Source organism: Chryseobacterium potabilaquae (genome assembly GCF_902728265.1).
Lineage (GTDB): Bacteria > Bacteroidota > Bacteroidia > Flavobacteriales > Weeksellaceae > Chryseobacterium > Chryseobacterium potabilaquae.
Window position 1 is genome coordinate 29,726 of the sequence record NZ_CACVBR010000015.1, and the last position, 21,728, is coordinate 51,453.

Annotated in this window: 22 protein-coding genes; 11 read left to right on the forward strand and 11 right to left on the reverse strand. The window is 32.9% G+C overall.

Features of this window, described 5'->3' with window-relative positions:
- Positions 1-28: 28 nt before the first annotated feature.
- Together gldJ and CHRY9293_RS09690 are read left to right on the forward strand one after the other, a co-directional pair.
- On the forward strand, positions 29-1,630 hold the full coding sequence (gene gldJ / locus CHRY9293_RS09685; RefSeq protein ID WP_122636016.1) for a gliding motility lipoprotein GldJ: 1,602 nt from the start codon (positions 29-31) through the stop codon (positions 1,628-1,630).
- 63 nt (positions 1,631-1,693) lie between these two features.
- Entirely contained in the window at positions 1,694-2,965 is a 1,272-nt protein-coding gene (locus tag CHRY9293_RS09690) for a UDP-N-acetylmuramoyl-tripeptide--D-alanyl-D-alanine ligase (RefSeq protein ID WP_162032789.1), read from the forward strand.
- Here CHRY9293_RS09690 and CHRY9293_RS09695 read toward each other — a convergent pair.
- Positions 2,962-3,570 carry an NUDIX hydrolase gene (locus tag CHRY9293_RS09695; protein ID WP_122546669.1) on the reverse strand — a complete coding sequence of 203 codons (609 nt, stop codon included), beginning with the start codon at positions 3,568-3,570 and terminating at the stop codon, positions 2,962-2,964. The two genes, CHRY9293_RS09690 and CHRY9293_RS09695, sit on opposite strands and share 4 nt — an antisense overlap.
- A gap of 36 nt (positions 3,571-3,606) precedes the next feature.
- Here CHRY9293_RS09695 and CHRY9293_RS09700 point away from each other — a divergent pair, with 36 nt between their 5' ends.
- Positions 3,607-3,996, forward strand: coding sequence for an SRPBCC family protein (locus CHRY9293_RS09700; protein ID WP_122546670.1), 390 nt, complete (start codon positions 3,607-3,609; stop codon positions 3,994-3,996).
- A 24-nt stretch (positions 3,997-4,020) separates the two neighbouring features.
- Here the strand turns inward: CHRY9293_RS09700 and CHRY9293_RS09705 are convergent, their stop codons facing one another.
- Genes CHRY9293_RS09705 through CHRY9293_RS09715 form a run of 3 tightly spaced genes read right to left on the reverse strand, consistent with a single transcriptional unit; the run spans position 4,021 to position 6,952 of the window.
- Entirely contained in the window at positions 4,021-5,064 is a 1,044-nt protein-coding gene (locus CHRY9293_RS09705) for an anhydro-N-acetylmuramic acid kinase (RefSeq protein WP_162032790.1), read from the reverse strand.
- A gap of 5 nt (positions 5,065-5,069) precedes the next feature.
- On the reverse strand, positions 5,070-5,663 hold the full coding sequence (lptC, locus tag CHRY9293_RS09710) for an LPS export ABC transporter periplasmic protein LptC (RefSeq protein WP_162032791.1): 594 nt from the start codon (positions 5,661-5,663) through the stop codon (positions 5,070-5,072).
- Between the two features lie 2 nt (positions 5,664-5,665).
- Positions 5,666-6,952 carry a hypothetical protein gene (locus CHRY9293_RS09715; RefSeq protein WP_162032792.1) on the reverse strand — a complete coding sequence of 429 codons (1,287 nt, stop codon included), beginning with the start codon at positions 6,950-6,952 and terminating at the stop codon, positions 5,666-5,668.
- A 288-nt stretch (positions 6,953-7,240) separates the two neighbouring features.
- Here CHRY9293_RS09715 and CHRY9293_RS09720 point away from each other — a divergent pair, with 288 nt between their 5' ends.
- Positions 7,241-8,356, forward strand: a complete 1,116-nt coding sequence (locus CHRY9293_RS09720) for a DNA polymerase III subunit (RefSeq protein ID WP_162032793.1) — start codon at positions 7,241-7,243, stop codon at positions 8,354-8,356.
- 58 nt (positions 8,357-8,414) lie between these two features.
- Here CHRY9293_RS09720 and CHRY9293_RS09725 read toward each other — a convergent pair whose 3' ends face one another.
- Both CHRY9293_RS09725 and CHRY9293_RS09730 read right to left on the reverse strand, forming a co-directional pair.
- Positions 8,415-8,924: an ankyrin repeat domain-containing protein gene (locus CHRY9293_RS09725; protein WP_162032794.1), complete on the reverse strand. Its 510-nt coding sequence runs from the start codon at positions 8,922-8,924 to the stop codon at positions 8,415-8,417.
- Positions 8,925-8,928: 4 nt separating this feature from the next.
- Entirely contained in the window at positions 8,929-10,452 is a 1,524-nt protein-coding gene (locus CHRY9293_RS09730) for a catalase (RefSeq protein ID WP_162032795.1), read from the reverse strand.
- 273 nt (positions 10,453-10,725) lie between these two features.
- On the opposite strand from CHRY9293_RS09730, the gene CHRY9293_RS09735 reads away from it, so the two are divergent.
- From CHRY9293_RS09735 to CHRY9293_RS09760, 6 genes are read left to right on the forward strand one after another with little or no spacing between them, the layout of a single operon-like run.
- Positions 10,726-11,352: a TetR/AcrR family transcriptional regulator gene (locus CHRY9293_RS09735; RefSeq protein WP_162032796.1), complete on the forward strand. Its 627-nt coding sequence runs from the start codon at positions 10,726-10,728 to the stop codon at positions 11,350-11,352.
- Positions 11,336-12,649, forward strand: a complete 1,314-nt coding sequence (locus CHRY9293_RS09740; RefSeq protein WP_162032797.1) for a TolC family protein — start codon at positions 11,336-11,338, stop codon at positions 12,647-12,649. The genes CHRY9293_RS09735 and CHRY9293_RS09740 overlap by 17 nt, the downstream gene beginning before the upstream one ends.
- Positions 12,650-12,671: 22 nt before the next feature.
- Positions 12,672-13,775: an HlyD family secretion protein gene (locus tag CHRY9293_RS09745; protein WP_162032798.1), complete on the forward strand. Its 1,104-nt coding sequence runs from the start codon at positions 12,672-12,674 to the stop codon at positions 13,773-13,775.
- Between the two features lie 40 nt (positions 13,776-13,815).
- Positions 13,816-15,393 (forward strand): DHA2 family efflux MFS transporter permease subunit, encoded by a 1,578-nt coding sequence (locus CHRY9293_RS09750; protein WP_162032799.1) that lies wholly within the window; start codon positions 13,816-13,818, stop codon positions 15,391-15,393.
- A gap of 52 nt (positions 15,394-15,445) precedes the next feature.
- The gene (locus CHRY9293_RS09755) at positions 15,446-15,856 is read left to right on the forward strand and encodes a nucleoside triphosphate pyrophosphohydrolase family protein (protein WP_228455508.1); all 411 of its coding nucleotides are present in this window, start codon (positions 15,446-15,448) and stop codon (positions 15,854-15,856) included.
- Positions 15,853-16,404, forward strand: coding sequence for a DNA-3-methyladenine glycosylase I (locus CHRY9293_RS09760; RefSeq protein ID WP_162032800.1), 552 nt, complete (start codon positions 15,853-15,855; stop codon positions 16,402-16,404). The genes CHRY9293_RS09755 and CHRY9293_RS09760 overlap by 4 nt, the downstream gene beginning before the upstream one ends.
- A gap of 3 nt (positions 16,405-16,407) precedes the next feature.
- Here CHRY9293_RS09760 and CHRY9293_RS09765 read toward each other — a convergent pair whose 3' ends face one another.
- The 5 genes from CHRY9293_RS09765 to CHRY9293_RS09785 all read right to left on the reverse strand — a co-directional run bounded on the left by CHRY9293_RS09765 (position 16,408) and on the right by CHRY9293_RS09785 (position 20,603).
- Positions 16,408-16,914: a hypothetical protein gene (locus CHRY9293_RS09765; RefSeq protein ID WP_162032801.1), complete on the reverse strand. Its 507-nt coding sequence runs from the start codon at positions 16,912-16,914 to the stop codon at positions 16,408-16,410.
- A 47-nt stretch (positions 16,915-16,961) separates the two neighbouring features.
- Entirely contained in the window at positions 16,962-17,429 is a 468-nt protein-coding gene (locus CHRY9293_RS09770) for a DinB family protein (protein ID WP_162032802.1), read from the reverse strand.
- Positions 17,430-17,437: 8 nt separating this feature from the next.
- The gene (locus tag CHRY9293_RS09775; protein ID WP_228455509.1) at positions 17,438-17,944 is read right to left on the reverse strand and encodes a DUF2199 domain-containing protein; all 507 of its coding nucleotides are present in this window, start codon (positions 17,942-17,944) and stop codon (positions 17,438-17,440) included.
- Positions 17,945-17,971: 27 nt separating this feature from the next.
- On the reverse strand, positions 17,972-19,558 hold the full coding sequence (locus CHRY9293_RS09780; protein WP_162032803.1) for a patatin-like phospholipase family protein: 1,587 nt from the start codon (positions 19,556-19,558) through the stop codon (positions 17,972-17,974).
- Positions 19,559-19,703: 145 nt separating this feature from the next.
- Positions 19,704-20,603: a magnesium transporter CorA family protein gene (locus CHRY9293_RS09785; RefSeq protein ID WP_162032804.1), complete on the reverse strand. Its 900-nt coding sequence runs from the start codon at positions 20,601-20,603 to the stop codon at positions 19,704-19,706.
- A gap of 73 nt (positions 20,604-20,676) precedes the next feature.
- Here CHRY9293_RS09785 and CHRY9293_RS09790 point away from each other — a divergent pair, with 73 nt between their 5' ends.
- Positions 20,677-21,699: a 3-oxoacyl-ACP synthase III family protein gene (locus CHRY9293_RS09790; RefSeq protein ID WP_162032805.1), complete on the forward strand. Its 1,023-nt coding sequence runs from the start codon at positions 20,677-20,679 to the stop codon at positions 21,697-21,699.
- Positions 21,700-21,728 lie beyond the last annotated feature (29 nt).

Consider the following 21,728-nt stretch of genomic DNA (forward strand, 5'->3'; position numbering starts at 1 on the left):
TTGTACTTTGAAAATATTTATATCGACTATGAAAAAACTAAAGTTGTTTTCATTAATAGCATTAAGTTCTACACTTGCATTAACCAGCTGTGGAGGGTCAGGTACCAGAAAAGGAGGTGGTACTAAAAAATTTGTCAGTAAGACAGGTTGGAAACCAAACGAAAAACAAGGTTGGTTTTTTGCAGGAAAGCAACAAAAGCAGAAAGGTTGGCCGGGGATGGTATATGTAGAAGGTGGGACTTTTACAATGGGATTAGTGAAAGATGATGTAATGCACGATTGGAATAACTCTCCTCGCAGAATGCAGGTAAGTTCTTTCTTTATCGGTGAAACTGAGATTACTAATTATGAATACCGTGAATACCTGACATGGTTGAAATATGTATTTCCTCCAAGTGATCCTAGTTTTAGAGAAATCTATAACGGTGCATTACCAGATACCTTATTATGGGATAACAAGCTATCTAGAAACGATTATAATGAAACGTATTTCCGGTCTCCTGAATTTGACTACTATCCTGTAGTTGGGGTTTCATGGACACAAGCTAATAGATATTGCGAATGGTTAACTGACAGAGCTAATGAAAAGGCTTTGATGCAATCAGGAGTTATCGCAAAGGATCTATATATGAATGAATCAAATAATCAAGGAGGTACAGCCTTCAATATGGATAAATTCAAATCTAACGATCCGGAGATACAAGGATATATTAACGAAAAAAGAATGCAGCAAAAAATTGGTATGAAAACAACCAATCAAAGACTTCTTGCTGCAAACAGAGCGCCTAATGCTGCTATGGTTCAGAAATTTCGACTTCCTACTGAAGTAGAATGGGAATATGCGGCTTTAGGAATGGCGAAAAATAGAGAGTATAACCAATATTTAGGTAAAAAGCCTGAAATTGAAAGATTAAGAGGTACTAAAGGAAGAGATAAAGGAATGTTCCTTGAAAACTTCAAAATGGGAAGAGGAGATTATTCCGGGCTTCCAGGTTGGAAGAATGATGGTTCTGCAAGAACTTCAGATGTAAGAGACTATCCATCTAACGATTTAGGAATCTATGGAATGTATGGAAATGTTGCAGAATGGACAGCAGATGTGTACAGACCTATCATTGATGAAGACTTTAGTGATTTCAATTATTATAGAGGGAATATGCCTCAGGCTATTGTGAAAAATGGAGATGGTACCTATAAAATGATTGATGATAGTAACATTAAGTATGATACTTTGGCTGATGGAAGATTGGTATACAAGAACTTACCTGGTCAATTTGAAAGAGAGACTATAGCAGATTATAGAAACTATAGAGATGGAGATAGACAATCTTCATTGGATAGCTATAGAGGTTCAGACTCTGCAGCGGCTTACAATATGTATAACTCTCCACAAACTCGGTTTATCGTAGATGCAGGAGGTAGAGTAGTTTTACAAAAAGACTCTAAAGAAAGAACATCTTCAATTACTAATGAAATTAGAGTTGTTAAAGGAGGTTCTTGGCAAGATACGGCTTATTGGTTAGATCCGGGACAAAGAAGATATAAAGGTCAAGGAAAAGCTGCTGGATGGATTGGGTTCCGTGTGGCGCAAGATGCTAGAGCAAACGATAAAAATAGAACAAGAAGATAATATTTCTCAAAAATATTTATAAAAAACCTTCCAAAATTTTGGAAGGTTTTTTATTTTTGAATTATGAATATAGAACAATTTTATCCATTATTTTTACAATCAAATAAGGTAACTATTGATAGTCGAAAAATAGAAAAAAATGATATCTTTTTTGCTTTTTCTGGCGATAATTTTAATGCGGCTACATTAGCTGAAAAAGCCATTAATGAGGGGGCTTTGGCTGTGATAGTGGAACAGCAAATTTTTGAAAATAATGATAAGAATATATTCTACGTTCAGTCTACATTAACTTTTCTCCAGGAGCTCGCTATTTATCATAGAAAACAAATCAATATTCCTATAATTGGACTCACAGGAAGTAATGGAAAGACGACGACAAAAGAACTTATCCATGTTGTCCTTTCAAAAAAATTCAATGTACAATACACTTTGGGAAACCTCAATAACCATATTGGAGTTCCTTTAACTATATTATCGATTAAGAAGGAGCATGAGATGGCAGTTATTGAAATGGGAGCCAATCATCAAAAGGAAATTGAATTTCTGTGTACTATTTCTCAACCAGATATTGGATATATTACCAATTTTGGAAAAGCGCATTTAGAAGGTTTTGGAGGCTTTGAAGGAGTTATTAAAGGAAAATCTGAATTGTATGATTATTTAAAACAGCACCATAAAACTATTCTTGTCAACGAGAACGATGCGATTCAGGTAGAGAAAATTCAAGATTATTCACCTGTTATTTCCTTTGGTAAGGAATCTTCGGATTATCAATTTATACCTTTCACAAAAGAACATTTTGTAGGGATATTATATGACAATACTAACGTTTTATCAAAACTTACAGGAGAATATAATTTCACCAATCTTTGTGCTGCAGTGAGTCTGGGACTATACTTCAATATTGATTTTGAAAAAATAAAACAGGCGATTGAAGAGTATACTCCGACTAATATGCGTTCACAAATTGTTCAAAAAGAAGACAAAATACTCGTTTTGGATACATATAATGCTAATCCTAGCTCAATGGCGGCTTCCTTGAAAAATTTTATTACTTTTAACGGAAGCAAGACGATCATAATTGGAGATATGCTGGAGCTAGGGGAGGAGAGTATGAAGGAGCACCAAAATATTTTAAAAATGGCCCAAGATCTGGGATTTAATGAAATAATTACGGTAGGTCAACATTTCAAAAAAGTTAACCTATTGAAAGGGGCTTTTGAAAACACAGGCGAATTAATAGAATATTTAAAACTGAATAAAATTCAATCTGAAAATATCCTACTTAAGGCTTCAAGGGGTGTTTCTTTGGAAAAATTAATAGATTTTATCTAGTTTTTTGTATTCCAAAAATCATTTATAATGAGTTTAATATTTTTGAAGGTGCTTGGGAAAACTTCATTTTCAATTTGATGTTTATTTTTCCAAGCTACTTCAGTAATGCCTTCTTCTATTTGTGGTTTAGAGGTGTCTTTTCCATTGAAATTCATCTCAAACCAATAAGTGCATTTTAATATCTTTTCTCCATTCCTTTCCACATAAATGTGATAGGTGGTATTAATAAATGTAAGTAATTCAACATTTTTAAGCCCTGTTTCCTCTTCTATTTCTCTAATAGCGGACTCTTCACGAGATTCATTCTTTTCCATTTTTCCTTTAGGAAGATCCCATTTACCTAGCCTTTTGATGAAAAGAATATCTTTATTTTCATTATTGACGATACCGCCAGCTGCTTCTATAATTTTGAAAAGCTTTTGAAATTCTGTCCATATTTCATCAATATTTTCGCCAAATACATTTAATTCCTTCACAGATGTATTTTCTAGAAGGTCTATGGCCATTTCTAAAGTTGTGAAATTTTCATAGCTAAGCTGTTTTTCTAGTTTTTCAGGCTGCTTAGATAGTAATAATTTTTTTTCGTTCACAAAAACTTTATACATTTGTAAGAATTAAGAATTTAAATACAAAAATAAAAAATGAATTTAGAAGGACGAAAGATTATTGTCAATAAATCATCCAAAGAACTAACCGAGTTATTGAAATCTCCTGAAAATTATAAAGATTTTATGCCGGATGGTCTCCAAAAATTTGAAATAAGAGACAATGGGTTTAAATTTGGATTGCAAGGAATGCCAGAGATCGCTTTAAAAATAGATGAAGTAAATGATCAAAAAGCTATTTTAAAGTCAGCAAGTTCTAGTTTAGATTTTTCTCTAACAGCAACATTGAATCCAATTAATGAAAATCAAACGGAAGTGCAGATGCTTTTTGAAGGTAAGTTTAATCCTTTTATCAAAATGATGGTAGAAAAGCCTTTACAAAACTTCATCAATACATTGACAGATAAGATAGAAGCTTACAAATAAAACCTTCAATATTGAAGGTTTTTTTTATGCTATAATTCCAGAACTGTGGTCTCGTGCACTGCCCGTCGCAGATGCTAGGACGTTGATCTCTTGATTAAAACGTAAAATACCCATAAAAGCAAATATCAAGGCTTCTTTATAGTCTATAATCTGACTTTCGGGGATGACAATTTCTCCTGTTGTTTTACTCTTTATTTTTTCAATAAGATATTGATTATAGGTTCCTCCTCCTGTAAAAAGAATGTTTTTTAATGTATATTGATTGATAACATTTGAAATCTGTTGGGCAATATGTTCTGTAAAAGTTGCTAGTATATCAAGCGTTGCAAAGCTATTAAATAAAGGAAATATGTTTTTATGGCACCATTCAACTCCTAATGATTTCGGATGACTTTTGTTATAGAAATCTAATGAATTGAGGGTGTGTAATAATTCATTATTTATTTTACCTTCCTTTGCCAGATCTCCATTTTTATCAAAGTCTTTATTGAACTTTTGTGCTAATTTATTTAAAACAATATTGACAGGAACAATATCAAAAGCGATACGTTCATTATTTACTTTTAGAGAAATATTAGAAAAGCCCCCTAGATTAAGACATGCATCGTATTCTGAAAAAAGGAGTTCATCACCTATTGGAACCAGTGGAGCACCATTTCCTCCCATTAAAACATCCTGAGTACGGAAATCATAAATGGTGGGCAGATTGGTTGCAATTTTGATGGCTCTTCCGTCTCCAATTTGTAGGGTGAATTTTTTGTGAGGTTGATGGAAGATAGTGTGGCCATGAGAGGAAATAAGACTGATATCTTTTATATCATATTGATGAATAAAATTATCTACTAATTTTCCTAAATAAAAACCATATTCTGAGTTTAATTCTAATAACTGTTCTGTATTAGCATATATAGCATTTTTGAGCTTATCTTCCCACTCTTTAGGATAGGAAATGGTTTCAGCTTTTATGATTTGAAAACTCCATTGGTCTTTTCTCTGGAACTTTGCTAAACAGATATCCAATCCGTCTAAGCTTGTTCCAGACATAAGTCCGATAGCATGTATGGTCATATTTTTTATTGTTTAGACTGAGAAATTTTTGCAGTACTAAAATCTCCTGTATTTTTATAAAAAGTATATTCGGAAAAATCATCCTTAGCGGTCATTCCGTTCGCTCCAATAAGAGTGGAGCCATCTTCCATTGTTACATACACTGTATCTCGTGTATATATACGCTTTTTTTTCTGATCCCAATAAATACTTTGCATAGCAAATCTTTGGCCTTCATTGGTGGTAATTCTTACATCACCTTTTGCCTCATAGAATTTCTTATATTCAAAAATTCGGGCATATTTTGCACTTAGTTTTCCGGGAATTTTAGGTTTTTTCTTATCAAAGAATTCTATATTAATTCCTTTTCTAGCTACAATGTAAGGACTATCTATTAATTCGTATTTTTCAATGATACGAGCTTTGGCTCTTAGGGTAACAAATCCTGAGTCTCTTTGAATAATATTAGCATTATTGATAATTTGTGAAGGAAAATTTTTACTTTGGTTCTTTCCTGCTTTTGTAAGATCTTCTTCACAGGCTGTAAACATAAAAAATATAGCACAACTAAAAAGGTATGCTATATTTTTTTTTAATGGTATGTTTTTGAACAAGATCATTTTTAGTTATATAAAGATTTTCTAAACCATTTATCGGCAAAGTTAAATCCAACTTTTAGGTTTATAAAATTTTGGTTGATCAGATTATTCTTAAGAGTTCCTCTTTTTCCTGCTTCGATACCAATTTCTAACCCGCTCATTCTTGTAATACTGCTATTTTTGAATGGAAGCATTACCCCTGCAGAAATTCCCATTTTGTTGATGTTTGTTCCTCCAATTTGTAGACTTCCTTTTTCGTAGAATGCACCATATCTATATACAACTCTTGAAAAATAGTTTCTAAAGTTGTTATAATTAGGTAAATACCAGCCTCCTGCAGAGATTCTATATGAATCTTGTAGATCGAGTTTATTACCAAAATAGGTGATGCTTTCTCCTTTTTTATAATCGATTTGACCAGATAAAAACCATTTATTCTCTTCTCCATATCCTACCCCTAATGAGGCTTGTAATGGTAGCAGGTTTTTAGAGCTTGTACTCTTTTGGTCAATAATACTTTCATAGCTTTTTACAGTTCCTGCTAAATCAGAGTAAAAGTAGGTACTATTTGTATATTCTGTAACCATATTACTGGTATTACCAAAAGTTGCTGTAGCACCTATTGTGAGTTTTCTATCTGTACGTGAATTTAGTTTTTGATAGCTGGTTCCTAATGTGAAATTAAAGTTCTTGATACTATTTTTTGTTTCATATCCATTGATTAACTCAGCATTGGGAAGTGCTAATTCGTTGGTATCGAATAGATTTCCAAAATAATAATTTCCTTTTAATCCCAATGAAAATTGATCCGTTACTTTATAAGATACGGCAATCTGTGCTATATTTAAGGTTCCACTTCCTTTGAATCTATTGGATCTAATAATAGTTCCATCAGATGCTGTTTCTGTGTTAATAACATCATAGCTTTTTGAGCTATAAGGTTGATAAGCAAGTCCCATTTTTATTTTAGAAGAAATAGGAAATGCTAATGCTATATTCGATAGATAGGTAGAATGTTTTGTCGACTTAGTATCTTTATAGTTGGTTTTGAAATAATTATTTTCATTGGTGGCTTCCAGTCTTATACTAGTAAGTTCAAAGTTTGCATTGTTTGCGGGATTAGCAAAATTAAAGCTGCTGGTAAAGTCACTTATAAAAGCGGTAGATATACCACCCATTGAGGATGTCTCAATCGTATTATCAAATTTTTGATCCCCAATTCCATAAGTTGCATAAGGAGAGTTACTTAAACTCTGTGCGTTTAGGAAATAGCCAACCGATATAAATGATACTACAAAGATTTTTTTCATTCTTTATTTTTAATAACAATGCGCAAATATCTTAAATATTAATGAATTGTAAAAATTTCATGAGGTTAAAGTTTGTTAAGGATGATATCCGTTCAGTAATGATAAATCCACTTTTTAGTCAATTTTCAATTATTTTCTTTTTTTGCCTATTAATTTGTATGATAAAATAATTAATTGATGATATAATTGCAAATTAATTAATGAAAACTATAGTCATTAATTTACCAACTTGCTTACAATTCAAAAATTTTACAGATGATTGTTCTGTAGATTTTTTATCTTTGAGACATGAATTGGGAGAATATTGTAGGACAGGCTTATTTGAAAAAACTTTTACAAGAAAGTATATCAGAAAATAGGATAAGCCATGCTCAACTTTTTGTGGGAAAAGAAGGATATGGAACTTTTCCTATGGTATTGGCATATGCAAGAGAAATCTTAAGTCAAGAGAATGATCATGCTGCTTCAAAAGTGGAGCACTTGAATCATTTGGATCTCCATTTTAGTTTTCCGGTTTTTACGGATAATAAAAATTCTTTAAGTAAAAATAAGTTTGATGAGTTCCGAGAGATGATGATGGCTTCTCCTTATGCAAGTTATGATGATTGGACCACATTTTTGGAGTCAGAAAACAAACAGCTTTTTATTTCTGCGGATGAAATCGATGATCAAAATCAAAAGTTTTCTTTAAAAAGTTTTGAAGGGGGAACTAAGATTTTAATTGTTTGGAGAGCTGATAAAATGAATGTTGCAGCATCCAATAAGTTTTTGAAATTTTTAGAAGAGCCGCCTGCTAAAACGGTTATTCTGTTGACCGCTGAAAATACCAATGACATTCTTCCCACAATTCTTTCCAGAACACAGATTGTTGAGCTTACTAGAATTAATGACGAGGATTTAACTCTATATTTGAAAAAGAATAGTTCCGCTTCGGATGATAAAATAAAAGAAATAGTTCATGAAGCTCAAGGAGATCTCAATGATGCAATCAAGCTTTTGAAATCAACCAATAAAAATGAAGAGTTTGAAAGATTATTTGTTCAATGGGTAAGAGATGCTTTTATGGTTAAAAAGAAACCTGAATTTCTTAAAAGTATTATTTTTTGGGCGAGAGAGATTGCAGGATGGAATAGAGAGAAACAGAAGAATTTTTTGAATTATAGCTCGGAAATTTTTAGACTCGCTTTGCTTCAAAATTATCAATCTACTGATTTGGTCTATAAAAAAATTAATGCCAATGGATTTAATTGGGTGGGATTTTCTCAGTTTATCAGTGGGGCTAATATTGAAAATATTTTAGAAGAGATTAATACCGCTGATTTACATCTGACCCGAAATGGAAATCCTAAGATTGTATGGACTGATTTAGGAATTAAATTATCAAGATATATTCATAAAAGCTAAGACTTGCAAATACGGCAAGCCTTAACTCATTATTAAACTTATTTTAGAAAATTTTTTTTCATTGTAATAATGCAATGGCTTCTGTGTTGCCTTGCAATGTCGCGTGCTCTAAAGCAGTTTTTCCTCTATTATCTTTAATGTTTTTATCAGCACCATTCTCAATCAATAATTTAATCATTTCTGATTTACCAAAAACAGCGGCAAAGATAAGTGAAGTTGCTTCATTATAATTCTTAATATTAGGATTTGCCTTATAAGAAAGAAGTAATTGAGCCATTTCCGGATATCCTTTAAATATTGCTCCCATTAATGCTGTGTTTCCATTATTATCTTGGGAATCAGGATTCGCGCCATTTTCTAAAAGCCATTTTGCAGCTTTATCACTATTGTTGTAGACTGCTAAAATTAACGGGGTATAGCCTTGATCGTTTTTATTGTTTATTTCTGACTTAAACTTTGTAAGCTCAGTTACATCATTTGATCTTGCATAAGAAAAAATATCTTGCCCTTTTAGCTGGTTTATGGATAATGCTAATAATACCCATATTAGAGATAGAGAAGTTTTCATACGGTTATTTAGCGTTTATTAATGATTCTAGTTCATTACGATCCATTTTTACAAAGGCTGCTAAACGCTTTCCGTAGTCTGCATCTGCTTGATAGAAATAGGAAATCATTTTGGCTACCGTTTTTTTATCTCTTACAGAATTTAGGGTATTTCCAAGATTTTTGATTAGATTATCCTGATCCTTTTTAGAGAATGAACGGTACAGTTCTCCTGCTTGTTTAAAGTTATTTTCTTTATCAATTTTACCTTGTGTAATTGTTGTTCCGGAAGGTAATATGGTTTGTGAATACTTGAATTTTTTATTATCTACTACTTGAGGCTTGCTAGCAGAAGGCTGGTAATTTACATCACCAGTTTGTGGTCTTACCGACATATATCCATTTTGATTATAGGTAAGAACATTATTTTTTGATGCATTTACAGGAATCTGTTGAAAGTTTCCTCCAAGTCTGTGACGTTGAGTATCAAAATAGGAAAATAGTCTTCCTTGTAATAATTTATCTTCTGAAGGCTCAATACCCGGAACGAGTGATCCTGGTGAAAATGCAGCTTGCTCAACTTCTTGGAAATAGTTAGCAGGATTTTGATTAAGAGTCATTGTTCCTACTTTAACAGATTTTGCTATTGATTCCGGCCATACTTTTGTTACATCTACAGGATTGAAGTCTAGTGCATCAAAGTCTTCTTTTTTCAGCATTTGTACATACAAGTCCCATTTAGGGAAGTTTTTATCCTGAATAGCTTTATATAAATCTAATGTTGCATGCTCAGTTTGAGTTGATTGTATTTTGTCAGCTTCTTCTTGAGTAAGGTTTCTTTCTCCTTGTTTAGATATCCATTTATATTTTACGTAAGTAACTTCTCCTTTATCATTTACCCACTTGAAAGCATGTACACCGTTTCCATTCATTTCTCTATAGTTAGCCGGTATACCATAATCAGAGAATAACCATGTTAGCATATGAGTTCCTTCTGGAACGTTAGCGAAGAAATCAAAAACTCGATTGGCATCAGATGCTCCGTTGGTTACAGGAGATGGTTTAAATGCATGTACCATATCTGGGAACTTGATTGCATCTCGGATAAAAAATACGGGTAAATTGTTACCGACAAGATCATAATTTCCTTGTTCGGTATAGAATTTTACGGCAAATCCACGAGGATCTCTATAGCTTTCTGGTGATCCCTGTTGATGAACTACCGTTGAAAATCTTACAGTTACAGGAGTCTTTTTTCCTGCTTTAGATAAAAAGTCTGCACTGGTTACCTCAGAAAAATCTGCATCGGCTACAAATTCTCCCATTGCTCCTGCTCCTCTGGCATGTACTACTCTTTCTGGAATCCTTTCTCTGTCAAATGCAGCCAGTTTTTCAATAAGATGGATGTCTTCTAATAATACTGGACCATTGTTGCCAACGGTTTTAGAATTTTGATTATCTCCTACCGGTGTTCCTGTGTTTGTTGTTAGTTGTTGAGCCTGTAATATTGAAGTAATTAAAAGCCCTAAAATGATACAGTTTTTTTTCATATTTTAAGTTTGGAACAAAAGTATAAATAATTTGTATTCATCACAATAAGTTAAAATCGATATCGCTTATTAATAGATTCTATGAATTGATTTTTTTAATATATATTGATTTTATAGATTGAATTTCCATTGCATACTTGTTTTTTTTTAGATTATACTCAATCAATATATGAAGGGGATGTGTTTTAAATTTATTTTAATAAAAAAAACCAATCAATCGTTTGATTTTATCTAAATCTTATGTATATTTGCGGCTTGAAAAACCCATAATAGATGATATCCAAAGAAGAAAATATATTATTTGCAGCAGAAAAGCTCTTTGCAGAAAAGGGATTTGAAGGGACTTCAACGAGAGAAATTGCTAAAACAGCAAATGTAAATATCTCTATGATTTCCTATTATTTTGGATCTAAGGAAAAACTTTATGAAAAATTAGTTGAATATAGAATGAATGAAGGGCAATTTTTTTCAAAAGATATTTTGGAAAGAACAGATATGAATGAATGGGAAAAAATGAAAAAAATTGTTGATCAATTTTCGGAAAGAGTTAGACATCAAAAATGCTTCTATAGAATAATGCAACGTGAGCAACTGCATACAAAAAATCCTCAGATTATAGCTTTTCTGAAACAAACTAAAATGGGATTCCTTTCTATGTATTCACAAATTCTTGAAAGTGGATTAAAGAAAAAGATTTTCACTAAAAATCCTCCTATTTATTTATTGCATTCTACAATAAGTGGAACTCTCTTTTATGCATCCAATGCAAAGGAAATGTATAAAGAGTTTCTCAATGATCTTGAGGAGGAGGATAGTTTTGAAGAGAGATATTATACAGAACTTAATATTCATATAAAATATTTACTAAAAGACCTTTTAGGTTATGAAGAGAATCAATAATTCAGTCTTTGTACTGCCCTTACTGATAGGGATTATACACATTAATGCTCAAGAGAAAAAGACAATTACTCTTGATGAAGCAGTTCAGCTAGGCATTCAAAATAGTAAAAATCTTAAGATCGATGCGGCTAAGATTGAAGAAGCTACTGCAGACCTTTTAGAGGCCAAAAATAGACAGCTTCCGGAGTTTAAGATATCGGGAAGTTATATGTATCTTCCCATAGAACCTACTATTGATATAAAGCTTCCTGGAGTTTCTACTGCGGGTGGTCCGAAAGTACATCAAGTTCTTTATGGGTCTGCTAATCTTAGTGTACCTATTTATAGCGGAGGAAGAATAAAATATGGGATACAATCAGCAAAATATCTAGTAGAGGCTTCAAAACTGAGTACAGAAAATGATAAGGTTGCGATTGCTTATAATGTTGCTGAAGCTTACAATAATTTATTCAAAGCTAATCAGTCTATTAAAGTTTTAGAGGAAAATCTTAGCGCTTCTCAAAAAAGAGATGAGACTTTTTTGAAAATGGAGAATAATGGGATCATTGCCAGAAATGATAGATTAAAAGCTAACCTTCAAACGTCAAATATTGAACTGCAATTACTAGAAGCAAAAAATAACTACAATATTGCTAATATTAATATGGACTTGTTATTAGGGCTTCCTGAAAATACTGAAATTGAGGTTGATCAAAATTATATTGAAGAAGGAGAGGATGCAAAACCTGTGGAGTTCTACGTTAATGAAGCTAAAGATAATCGCAAAGACTTACAAGCGTTGGCTCAGCAAAGAAAGGCAGCAGAATTAGGAACAAAATCAGCAAAAGCTGAAAATTATCCTTCAATAGCATTTACAGGAGGATACGTGGCGGCAGATATTCCAAAATTTCTTACTATATATAATGCTGTGAATGTAGGTGTAGGAGTTCAGTATAATTTATCCAATCTTTGGAAGAAAAATTCATCATTACAGAAATCTCAGGCTGTAGAAAAACAATTGGAAGCTACTAATGAGTTATTAGATGATACCATTAAACTGCAGGTAAACAAAGAATATCAGAATACAGATTATTCAAAAAAGAGAATTGCTGTTTTCGAAAAATCGGCTGAGCAAGCGAATGAAAATTACAGAATTACTAAAAATAAATTTGATAATGGTCTTGCCACTATGACAGAATTACTTGATGCAGATGCAGCCCAAATTTCAGCGAATGTGGGAGTAATCAATGCAAAAGCAGATGCTGCATTAGCATATAGAAAATTATTACAAACTACAGGAACTTTAACAATTAAATAATATTAAGAAAGATATACCCAAAATGGAAAATAATAATACTCAAGCAACAGAACCTAAAAAGAAGAAAAGTCTAGTTTTTCCAATCATTTTAGCCGTTGTTTTAATAGGTGGAGGAATCTATGGTTATAGTACATATACTTATAGACAATTTCATGAGGAAACTGATGATGCTCAAATTTCCTCCAATATGTCACCTGTAATTTCTAAAATTTCTGGATATGTTACTGAAATTAAAGTGAAAGATAACCAGTTTGTTAAAAAAGGAGATACCCTTGTTATTTTAGATAATAGAGATCAGAAAATGGCTTTAGAACAAGCTCAGGCAGCATTGAGTACAGCAAAATCCAACATTTCGAATGCACAAGCGACTACCACAGCGACTTCCAAGAATATAAATACTTCAGAAGCAGCAGTAACGACAGCGAATGCACAGATTGAAGCAGCAAAAGTAAATGTGTGGAAAACTTCTCAGGATTTAAAAAGATATGCCAATCTTGTAAAGGACCATTCAATTACAGAGCAACAATATGAGCAAGCTTTGGCTGCGAAACAATCTGCAGATAGACAATTACAGGTTTTAGTTGATCAAAGAAATCAGATTGCCCAGCAGACTACAGTGGCATCTTCTCAAACGGCTGCAAGTTCTCAACAAATAAGTGTGGCAAGTTCTGTTGCCAAACAAAGAGAGGTAGACGTAGAAAATGCTAAGTTAAATTTGTCATATACTATAATTGTGGCTCCCGAAGATGGATATGTGGGAAAAGTTCCTATTCAAGCCGGACAATTCCTACAAGCTGGATCCCAACTTTTTGCATTGGTTAAAAATGATCAAAAGTGGGTAGTTGCTAATTTTAAAGAAACTCAAGTTGATAAAATGGTGGAAGGACAGAAAGTGAAAATAGAAATAGATGCTTTTCCTGATAAAGAATTTGAAGGAATACTAAGTTCATTTTCCCCTGCCACAGGAGCTACTTTTTCACTTCTTCCCCCAGATAATGCGAGTGGTAACTTTGTAAAAGTAGTTCAGAGGCTTCCTGTAAAAGTTGACTTTGTGAACTTGGATAAAAATATTGCAAAAAAATTGAGAACAGGGATGAATGTAAAAGTGGAAGTTTCTTTGAAATAATATATCTCACTCATCTTTTATAGATACTTATTAAAAATTTATGCAAGATTCATTAGTAGAATATGGAGCCCGAAGAGTAATCATTACGGTTACGGCAATTCTTTGTGCTCTACTTGAGATAGTAGACTCCACGATTGTGAATGTGGCTTTGAACGAGATGAAAGGAAATCTTGGAGCAACCCTTTCTGAAGTGGGATGGGTAATTACGGCATATGCCATCGGGAATGTTATTATTGTTCCCATGACGAGCTGGCTCTCGCAACAGTTTGGACGCAGAAATTATTTTGCAGCTTCTATTATCATATTTACGGTATTTTCCTTTTTGTGTGGAAATGCGACAAATATTTGGGAGCTTGTATTTTTCAGATTGATGCAAGGGATTGGAGGAGGAGCTTTATTAGTAACTTCACAGACCATTATTACGGAATCTTATCCGCTTGAAAAAAGAAGTATGGCTCAAGCTATTTATGGTTTAGGAGTAATTATTGGACCTACGTTAGGGCCACCATTGGGAGGTTATATTGTAGATAATTATAGCTGGCCTTATATCTTTTATATCAATATTCCTATCGGAATTGCGGCTACTTTGATGACCTTGCAATTTGTGAGAAGCCCTAAATATGCTGAAAAACGTAAAGTGTCAGATGTTGACTGGCTCGGAATTGCTTTATTAGCAGTTACAGTAGGGTCGTTACAATTTATTTTGGAAAGAGGTCATGAAGAAGATTGGTTTCAAAGCGGAATGATTGTAGCATTTACGACAGCAGCTGTTTTAGGATTTATATTATTCCTTTGGAGAGAGCTTACCTTTAAATATCCGATTGTTGAATTGAGGGTATTAAAGAATGGAAATTTAAGAATAGGAACCTTTATGTCATTTGTTTTAGGATTTGGTTTATATGGGTCTACTTTTATTGTTCCCTTGTATACGCAGAGTATTTTAGGTTGGACTGCGCTTCAGTCCGGGGCCTTAATGATTCCGGCAGCCCTTACTACGGCTTTTATGATGCCAATTATTGGACGACTATTAACTAAAGGTGCTAAACAGCAGATACTTGTTTCCTTAGGATTGTTTATTTTCTTTGTATATAGCTTTTGGGGATATAAAATATTAACGCCCGATACGAGTAAAGAAGCTTTCTTCTGGATGCTCATAGTGAGAGGTGCGGGGTTAGGACTTTTGTTTATTCCTGTTACATCATTATCATTGAGTACATTAAAAGGTCAAGAAATTGGCCAAGGAGCGGCTTTTACAGGGATGATGAGACAGTTGGGTGGGTCTTTTGGGATTGCAGCAATTACTACTTTCATTGCTAATGAAAGTCAAAAATATCGGCTTAGTCTAATTTCTCACCTTGATGTTAATGATTTGGATGTCCAGCAAAGAGTAAATACATTAAAAGCGAGTTTTGTGGCTAAAGGAATGACTCCTGATGGAGCACTCAATGCGGCCTATAAAATGCTTGATTTATCAGTAACAAAACAAGCAACAGTGCTTTCTTACATGGATGTTTTCTTATATTTAGGAGTTATATTTTTGATATGTATTCCGTTTATTCTATTCATTAAAGAAAGAAAAAGTAAAGAAAAAATAGATTTGAGTGAAGCTATGCACTAATTAATATAAAAACCTCTGAAGAACTTCGGAGGTTTTTTTATAGGGCTCCGCCTTGAAAATAATTTTTACATATATTAATAAACCTCATGACAGACAGTTGTCACAATCAGTCTATATCTTTACCTATATTTTTAGATGTACCATGAATCAAAATAATTTAGATATTCTTATAGAACGATCTTTAGAGATCAGAAAAAAGTATCATCAATTGGAAATTCAGCATCATAACGATGAATGGACTTTGGAAGAAGATACTCTTGCTTATCTTACTGATGCAGGTTTGGTGGGTAGAAATATTATGTCACATCAAAAAAGATGGATGAAAAAAGATTCAGCAGTTGAACTTGAACATAAATTAGCAGAAAATATCTGGTGGCTTATTGTTTTAGCCGATCGAACTGGTGTAGATATTAAAGATAGTTTAGAAAAATTTTTAACAAAAACAGAAGATATACTAAAATGAGTTATTGCTTAGCTATTAATGGAATGCAGCCTGAAAGTAGAAAAGAGCTACATAAAAATTATCATGATAATCATTATGGTTTTCCAATCCATGATGATAATGAATTATTTGGTAGGTTGATTATGGAAATCAATCAAGCAGGCCTAAGTTGGGAAACTATTTTGAAAAAGGAAAAAAGTTTTAGAGAGGCTTATGATAATTTTGATATACATAAAATTGCAGCTTATACTGAAAAAGATCGTGAAAGACTCCTCGATGATCCTGGAATTATCAGAAATAAACTAAAAGTCAATGCGGCTATTGAGAATGCCAGAACAATTATTGAGCTGCAAGAAAAATTTGGTTCATTTGAAAAATGGTTAGAATATCACCACCCCAAAACATTATCCGAATGGATGAAGCTTTTTAAAAAGACCTTTAAATTTACCGGAGGAGAAATTGTCAACGAGTTTTTGATGAGCATTGGCTATTTGGAAGGGGCACATTCCGAAAATTGTTCTGTGTATAATAATGTTTTAAAGCATGATCCGATGTGGAAAAAAGTATAATATTTACCTAAGGCTTCTTACATTTACATCAGGCTTTTCTCCTTGGGGAACAATGAATATGGCATTATCATTAATGGTATCTCCCGGATCAAAATAATAACTTCCTGTAATAGGAATAACATTGGTGGTGAACTTTCCTGATTTATCATATGCAGAATAAGATACATTAATCATTTGAGATTTCATTTTTAATTGAATCTTTTTGGATGTCAGCTTGGTACCGGTAGCGTTGAGGCAGTCTAATTCTACAAGGCCAATGTTATCAATGATTTGTGGAAATGAAGATAGTCGTATGTTGTAGGATTTGTCTGAGGTATTTTTTATGGAAGCTGAAACTTTATAACGGTCGAATGGTTTTCCTCCAACTTCAATACTCTCTTTATTTAAGATATTAAAAGTTAGATTCATACCATTAATATCTAGAGATTGCCCCTCCGAAATTTTCTGAGCATTTATAAAGATTCCAAAATGTATGAAAATATAAAATAATAGTAAAGTGGAATTTTTCATAGGATTATTTTGTAATTATCTAAAATTACGAAAAATAATTCAGATTATTAATCCCAAATAAAAGGTCTAGGGATGTTCATTGTTCTTAAATAAGATAAAAACTGTCCCGCGTGTACAGATTCATGATAGCCAATTCTCAATAAATAATCTCCTAAAAGCTTTTTTGTTCCATTCCCTGGATGAATAATTAGGGTTTCCGAAAGCTGTTTCTCAGAGAAATTTTTAATGCTTTGTAGGAATGTTTGTCCATAAGGTTCTGCAAATTCTAATTCATCTTCTACGTTTATGAACGGGTGATTTTCCCAAGGTGTTTTGTAATGGCTCATATCACTTTGATGGATAATCATATTCCATCCATAATCGGCTTGAAGAACATGTCTTATCATTTCAATAGCAGTCATTGCTTCATCATCAGGTTTCCAATAATAAAATTCTTGGGGAAGCCCTCTCCACAGAAGGATGCTGCGTCTTCGAATTTCGTTAAGATAATTGAGAATAAAGGTATTTTGTGTCATAAGATGTTCTATTTATGGTTTAAAACTCTATTAATTCTTCTCTCTGCTTCTTCCTTTGAAATACCATTGTGAAAATCTTCTACAAAAGGATGATCACAACTTTGATGAGGGTAAATATAAGGCCTACCTATTGTATTATCAACCACAACATTGGTGGGGATACTATTTTCAAATTCATAATCCGGAAAATAATTTTCAAGCCATCCGAAATAGGTTGCTTCAAAGTTTTTGTTGTTATAATTTTCTACATACTCCCTAAAGCTTTTGTCACTTAAGGAAACCCAAACACCATATTCAAGATTTTGGCAATTATCATTTACTTCCTGAACCAATACGGCTCTTATAAAGTAGCAGGTTTCATCAGAATATTTAATAGTACATAGGTCAGAAGTAAGTTCGGAGTTTTTTAGTTCTTCTTCTGATAAGTTCATATAAAGACTAGGTGAAGAATAGGCTAGAGCAGGCCAGCTTTCTTGTTCTTTGCCACAACATTTACAAGTGTATTTCATTTCCATATTTCATTGTTTTAAAATTCAAGGAGACTATCCCACAGTTGGGGTATCTTCTTCTTTTAATATTTTTTTTTCTTTCATTGAGAGTATCATTCTTTCGCATTTATATTTTTCCCAATCAAAATTGTTTAAAAAATCAAGGGCAGCCTGAAATCCTCTGTTAAAAAGCTCTTCTTTTTCTTCTTTTTTCATGAAGAAATTGAGCCAATTACTCGCTCCGCAATTTACGGTTTGTATACTGAATTTATGATAAAAAGTATGTTTAGTAAGAAAGGATTTATCATTGAACCCTTTTAGTGTACTAATGATATTACCGGCATAAGTTAGAGGGGATTTTAAGATTTGTTGGCTTGTTTTACCTTTGTCGTGAAGAATATCAGTATCGTTAGTTAATTGAACTCCGAATAAGGGCATTCGTGGGTAGAAAATGTCTGTAGAATGAAAAAGATCAATGGGAAAATTAGAAATACTACCACCATCGATGAAAACGCCCACGGGATTAATATTTTCTTCTTTGGTATTCATCCAATATTTCCAGGCATATTTTATAGAATCATCGCTCTTATCAATTATTTTTTGGACGGGTTCAAAAAAGAACGGAACAGACATGGAGGCTCGAACAAATTCTGCCGGGCTGATACGTTTGAGTTCTTCTTCAGACCAATATAGGTTGGCCATGGTAGGAAGCTCAACCTTTATTTTAGCATTAATATCTGTAGTGATGACAATATATTCTGATTTCAGTAAATAAAAAGGATCTTTTTTATAGTATTCATTATTTAAGGCACTATCATAAAAGATTTTATATTTAATATGGTCTATGTGATCGGAATTATTTACTTTAATTTCTTCAATACTGTTTAAAGCAATTACATAATATTCCATGCCGTTTCCGTAACGATAGTTGAGGTTTAATTTTTCACCGGCTTGCACAAATTTTTCATTCAAGGCTGCTACTGTTTTTATCTCTAATTTTTCCAGAGCTTCCTTCATTTGATTTAAAAAGGCATTTCCCGGGTTAAGTCCTGAATTTCTTTTCTTAAGGTCCGAATAAAGTTTTGATAAAAATAGGCCACTGATGATAACAAGAAATAAAGGAATGGCAAAAAGTATTTTTGTTTCCCAAGTAGCTTTTGTGGGTAAAACAAAGGCTAAAGTTCCGAAAAATAATAATATAGTAACAGCAATGTAAAAATTATTTTTTAGAAAATATTTGTTATTCAACATGGCATGAATGGTTGTTTTTACATAGGTTTTACCATCCATGAAATCTGCAAAATTCCAATTAAAAAGAATTTCTTTAATCACATCACTTTTAATTTCTTCTTTTGTTTTGCAAGCTGCAATTAACATGGTATTAATAGCTCCTGCACTTGTTCCGGCAATTTTTAGGAAGCGAATACCAAAAATTTCAAGACCATAGAGGTAGCCTACTAATGCAGTACCCCAGACACCACCTCCTTCTTGCACAAATTCGACATATTGATTTCCCTGAGAATCTAATAAATCTGAAAATTCTTTAGAGGATATGCTTCCGTGTAGTGCTTTAAGTTTTTGTTTAGATTGTGGGCTAAGGATTTCTTCCTCCAGAATTTGATCAAGGGTGTGGGTGTTCATGGTTTTATTTGGTGTTTGGTGTTTTTTTTCTAAAAGATCAATTATAAATTAATCTTTTCTATTTTATAATAATCATGTGGGAAGTGTATATATTTGTTTTTATATTCATTAATATTGAAAATCTTGGAGTATAGTGATGGATTCATTACCATTGTTTTCTTCGGGCATAAATGAAAGTGATAATAACAATTAAGGCCATGAGTCCCAATGTGAAATAATAGCCATGTTTGTGATGGAGCTCAGGCATGACATCAAAGTTCATCCCATATACTCCCGCGATAAAAGTGATCGGTAAGAAATAGACTGAATAGATGGCTAAAACTTTCATCACTTGGTTTGCTTTTTGGTCAGAAAGTGCTAAAAACATGGAAATAAGGTTGGTGATTTGTATATTAAGATGGTCAAAGTCGGCGACAACATCTTTATGTTTATCTTTTAAATCTACAAATTCTGAATCGGGTAATGCTAATAATTTAAATTTGTCAATAGCGTCTGTAGAAATGGTAAGAACTCGGGAGTTTAACCCTGATTTTCTCTTTAATTTATATAATCTTCGGATCTGATTAGTATGGTTGGTATTTTTAAGAAAAATTTCATTTTCAATATTATCCATTGTTTCTAAGAGGCTTACAGATTCATCATCAAAACTTTTCATGATGAGAAGTGCAATCATTAATGCTATTTTTTCCGGACTTGCATCTTCTTTTAAGGTGGATAGTTTCCTTTTAGTTTCGCCAATACTATTGGTTTTCATTCTGTGAACAGTAATGATCGTATGATTGATGAGAAAAATTCCGATTTTGGTACTGATATCACTAATGGTGTTGAGATTCTTTCTTTCCAATTCAGTGCTTTCACGTAGGAGAAAAAATTTTACATTTCCGTCTTCTTCATATTTAGGTAAGTGATTGGGATCTAAAGTATCTTCTAGGAGAAGGTTATTGATCTCATATCTTTCATGAAGAAATTGTAAGTCTTCCTGCGTTGGGGATTCCACGTCTACCCACTCACATTGTGAGTCTCTATATATGGTATTTATTGACATAGAGTAAAAATACTAATATTTTAGAAAACGATAAATTAAATAAATTTTATCTTTGTCAAAATTAAAAAACTATATGATTAAAAGTACAATAAAGGGAATTGGATTTTATGTTCCAGATAATGTTGTTACCAATGATGATCTAGCTGAGTTAATGACCACCAATGATGAGTGGATCACAGAAAGAACAGGTATTAAAGAAAGAAGACATAGAAAAAATAGAAATGATTCTCAGGAAACGACTGCTTATTTAGCTTATAAAGCATCAGAAATTGCTTTAGCAAAAGCGGGGCTCACGGCAAAGGATATAGATTATATTGTTTTTGCGACTCTTTCTCCAGATTATTATTTCCCTGGATGTGGAGTATTACTTCAGGAGATGCTAGGGTGTGATACCATTGGAGCTCTTGATGTAAGAAATCAGTGTTCAGGATTTGTATATGCTATGAGTGTGGCTAATGCATTCATTAAAGCAGGAACTTATAAAAATATTTTAGTGGTGGGAGCTGAAGTCCATTCTTTTGGATTGGATTTTTCGGATGAAGGTAGAGGAGTATCTGTCATTTTTGGAGATGGAGCCGGAGCAATAATTCTTTCTGCTAGTGAAGATGCCAGTGCAGGGGATATTTTAGCCACCAATATGCACTCTGAAGGTAAATTTGCAGATGAATTATGTACTCAGTTTCCAGGATCTAAATATGGATGGAGTGATAGAATGAGAAAGGAGCCTGAAAATGTTACGAGTAAGGAAGTATATCCAATTATGAATGGAAATTTTGTGTTTAAACATGCTGTAACAAGATTTCCGGAAACAATGCAAGAAGCTTTGGAAAAAGCAGGAAAAACAATTGAGGATGTGGATATGTTTATTCCGCATCAAGCCAACTTAAGAATAGCTCAGTTTGTTCAACAGAAGTTCGGATTACCAGATGAGAAAATTCATAACAATATTCAGAAATATGGTAATACAACTGCGGCTTCTATTCCTATTGCATTAAGTGAGGCAATAGAAAAAGGTAAAGTAAAGAGAGGTGATTTGGTACTTCTTTCCGCATTTGGAAGTGGGTTCACTTGGGGAAGTGTGTTGTTTGAATACTAATTATATTCACTGTAAAAATAAAAAATCCG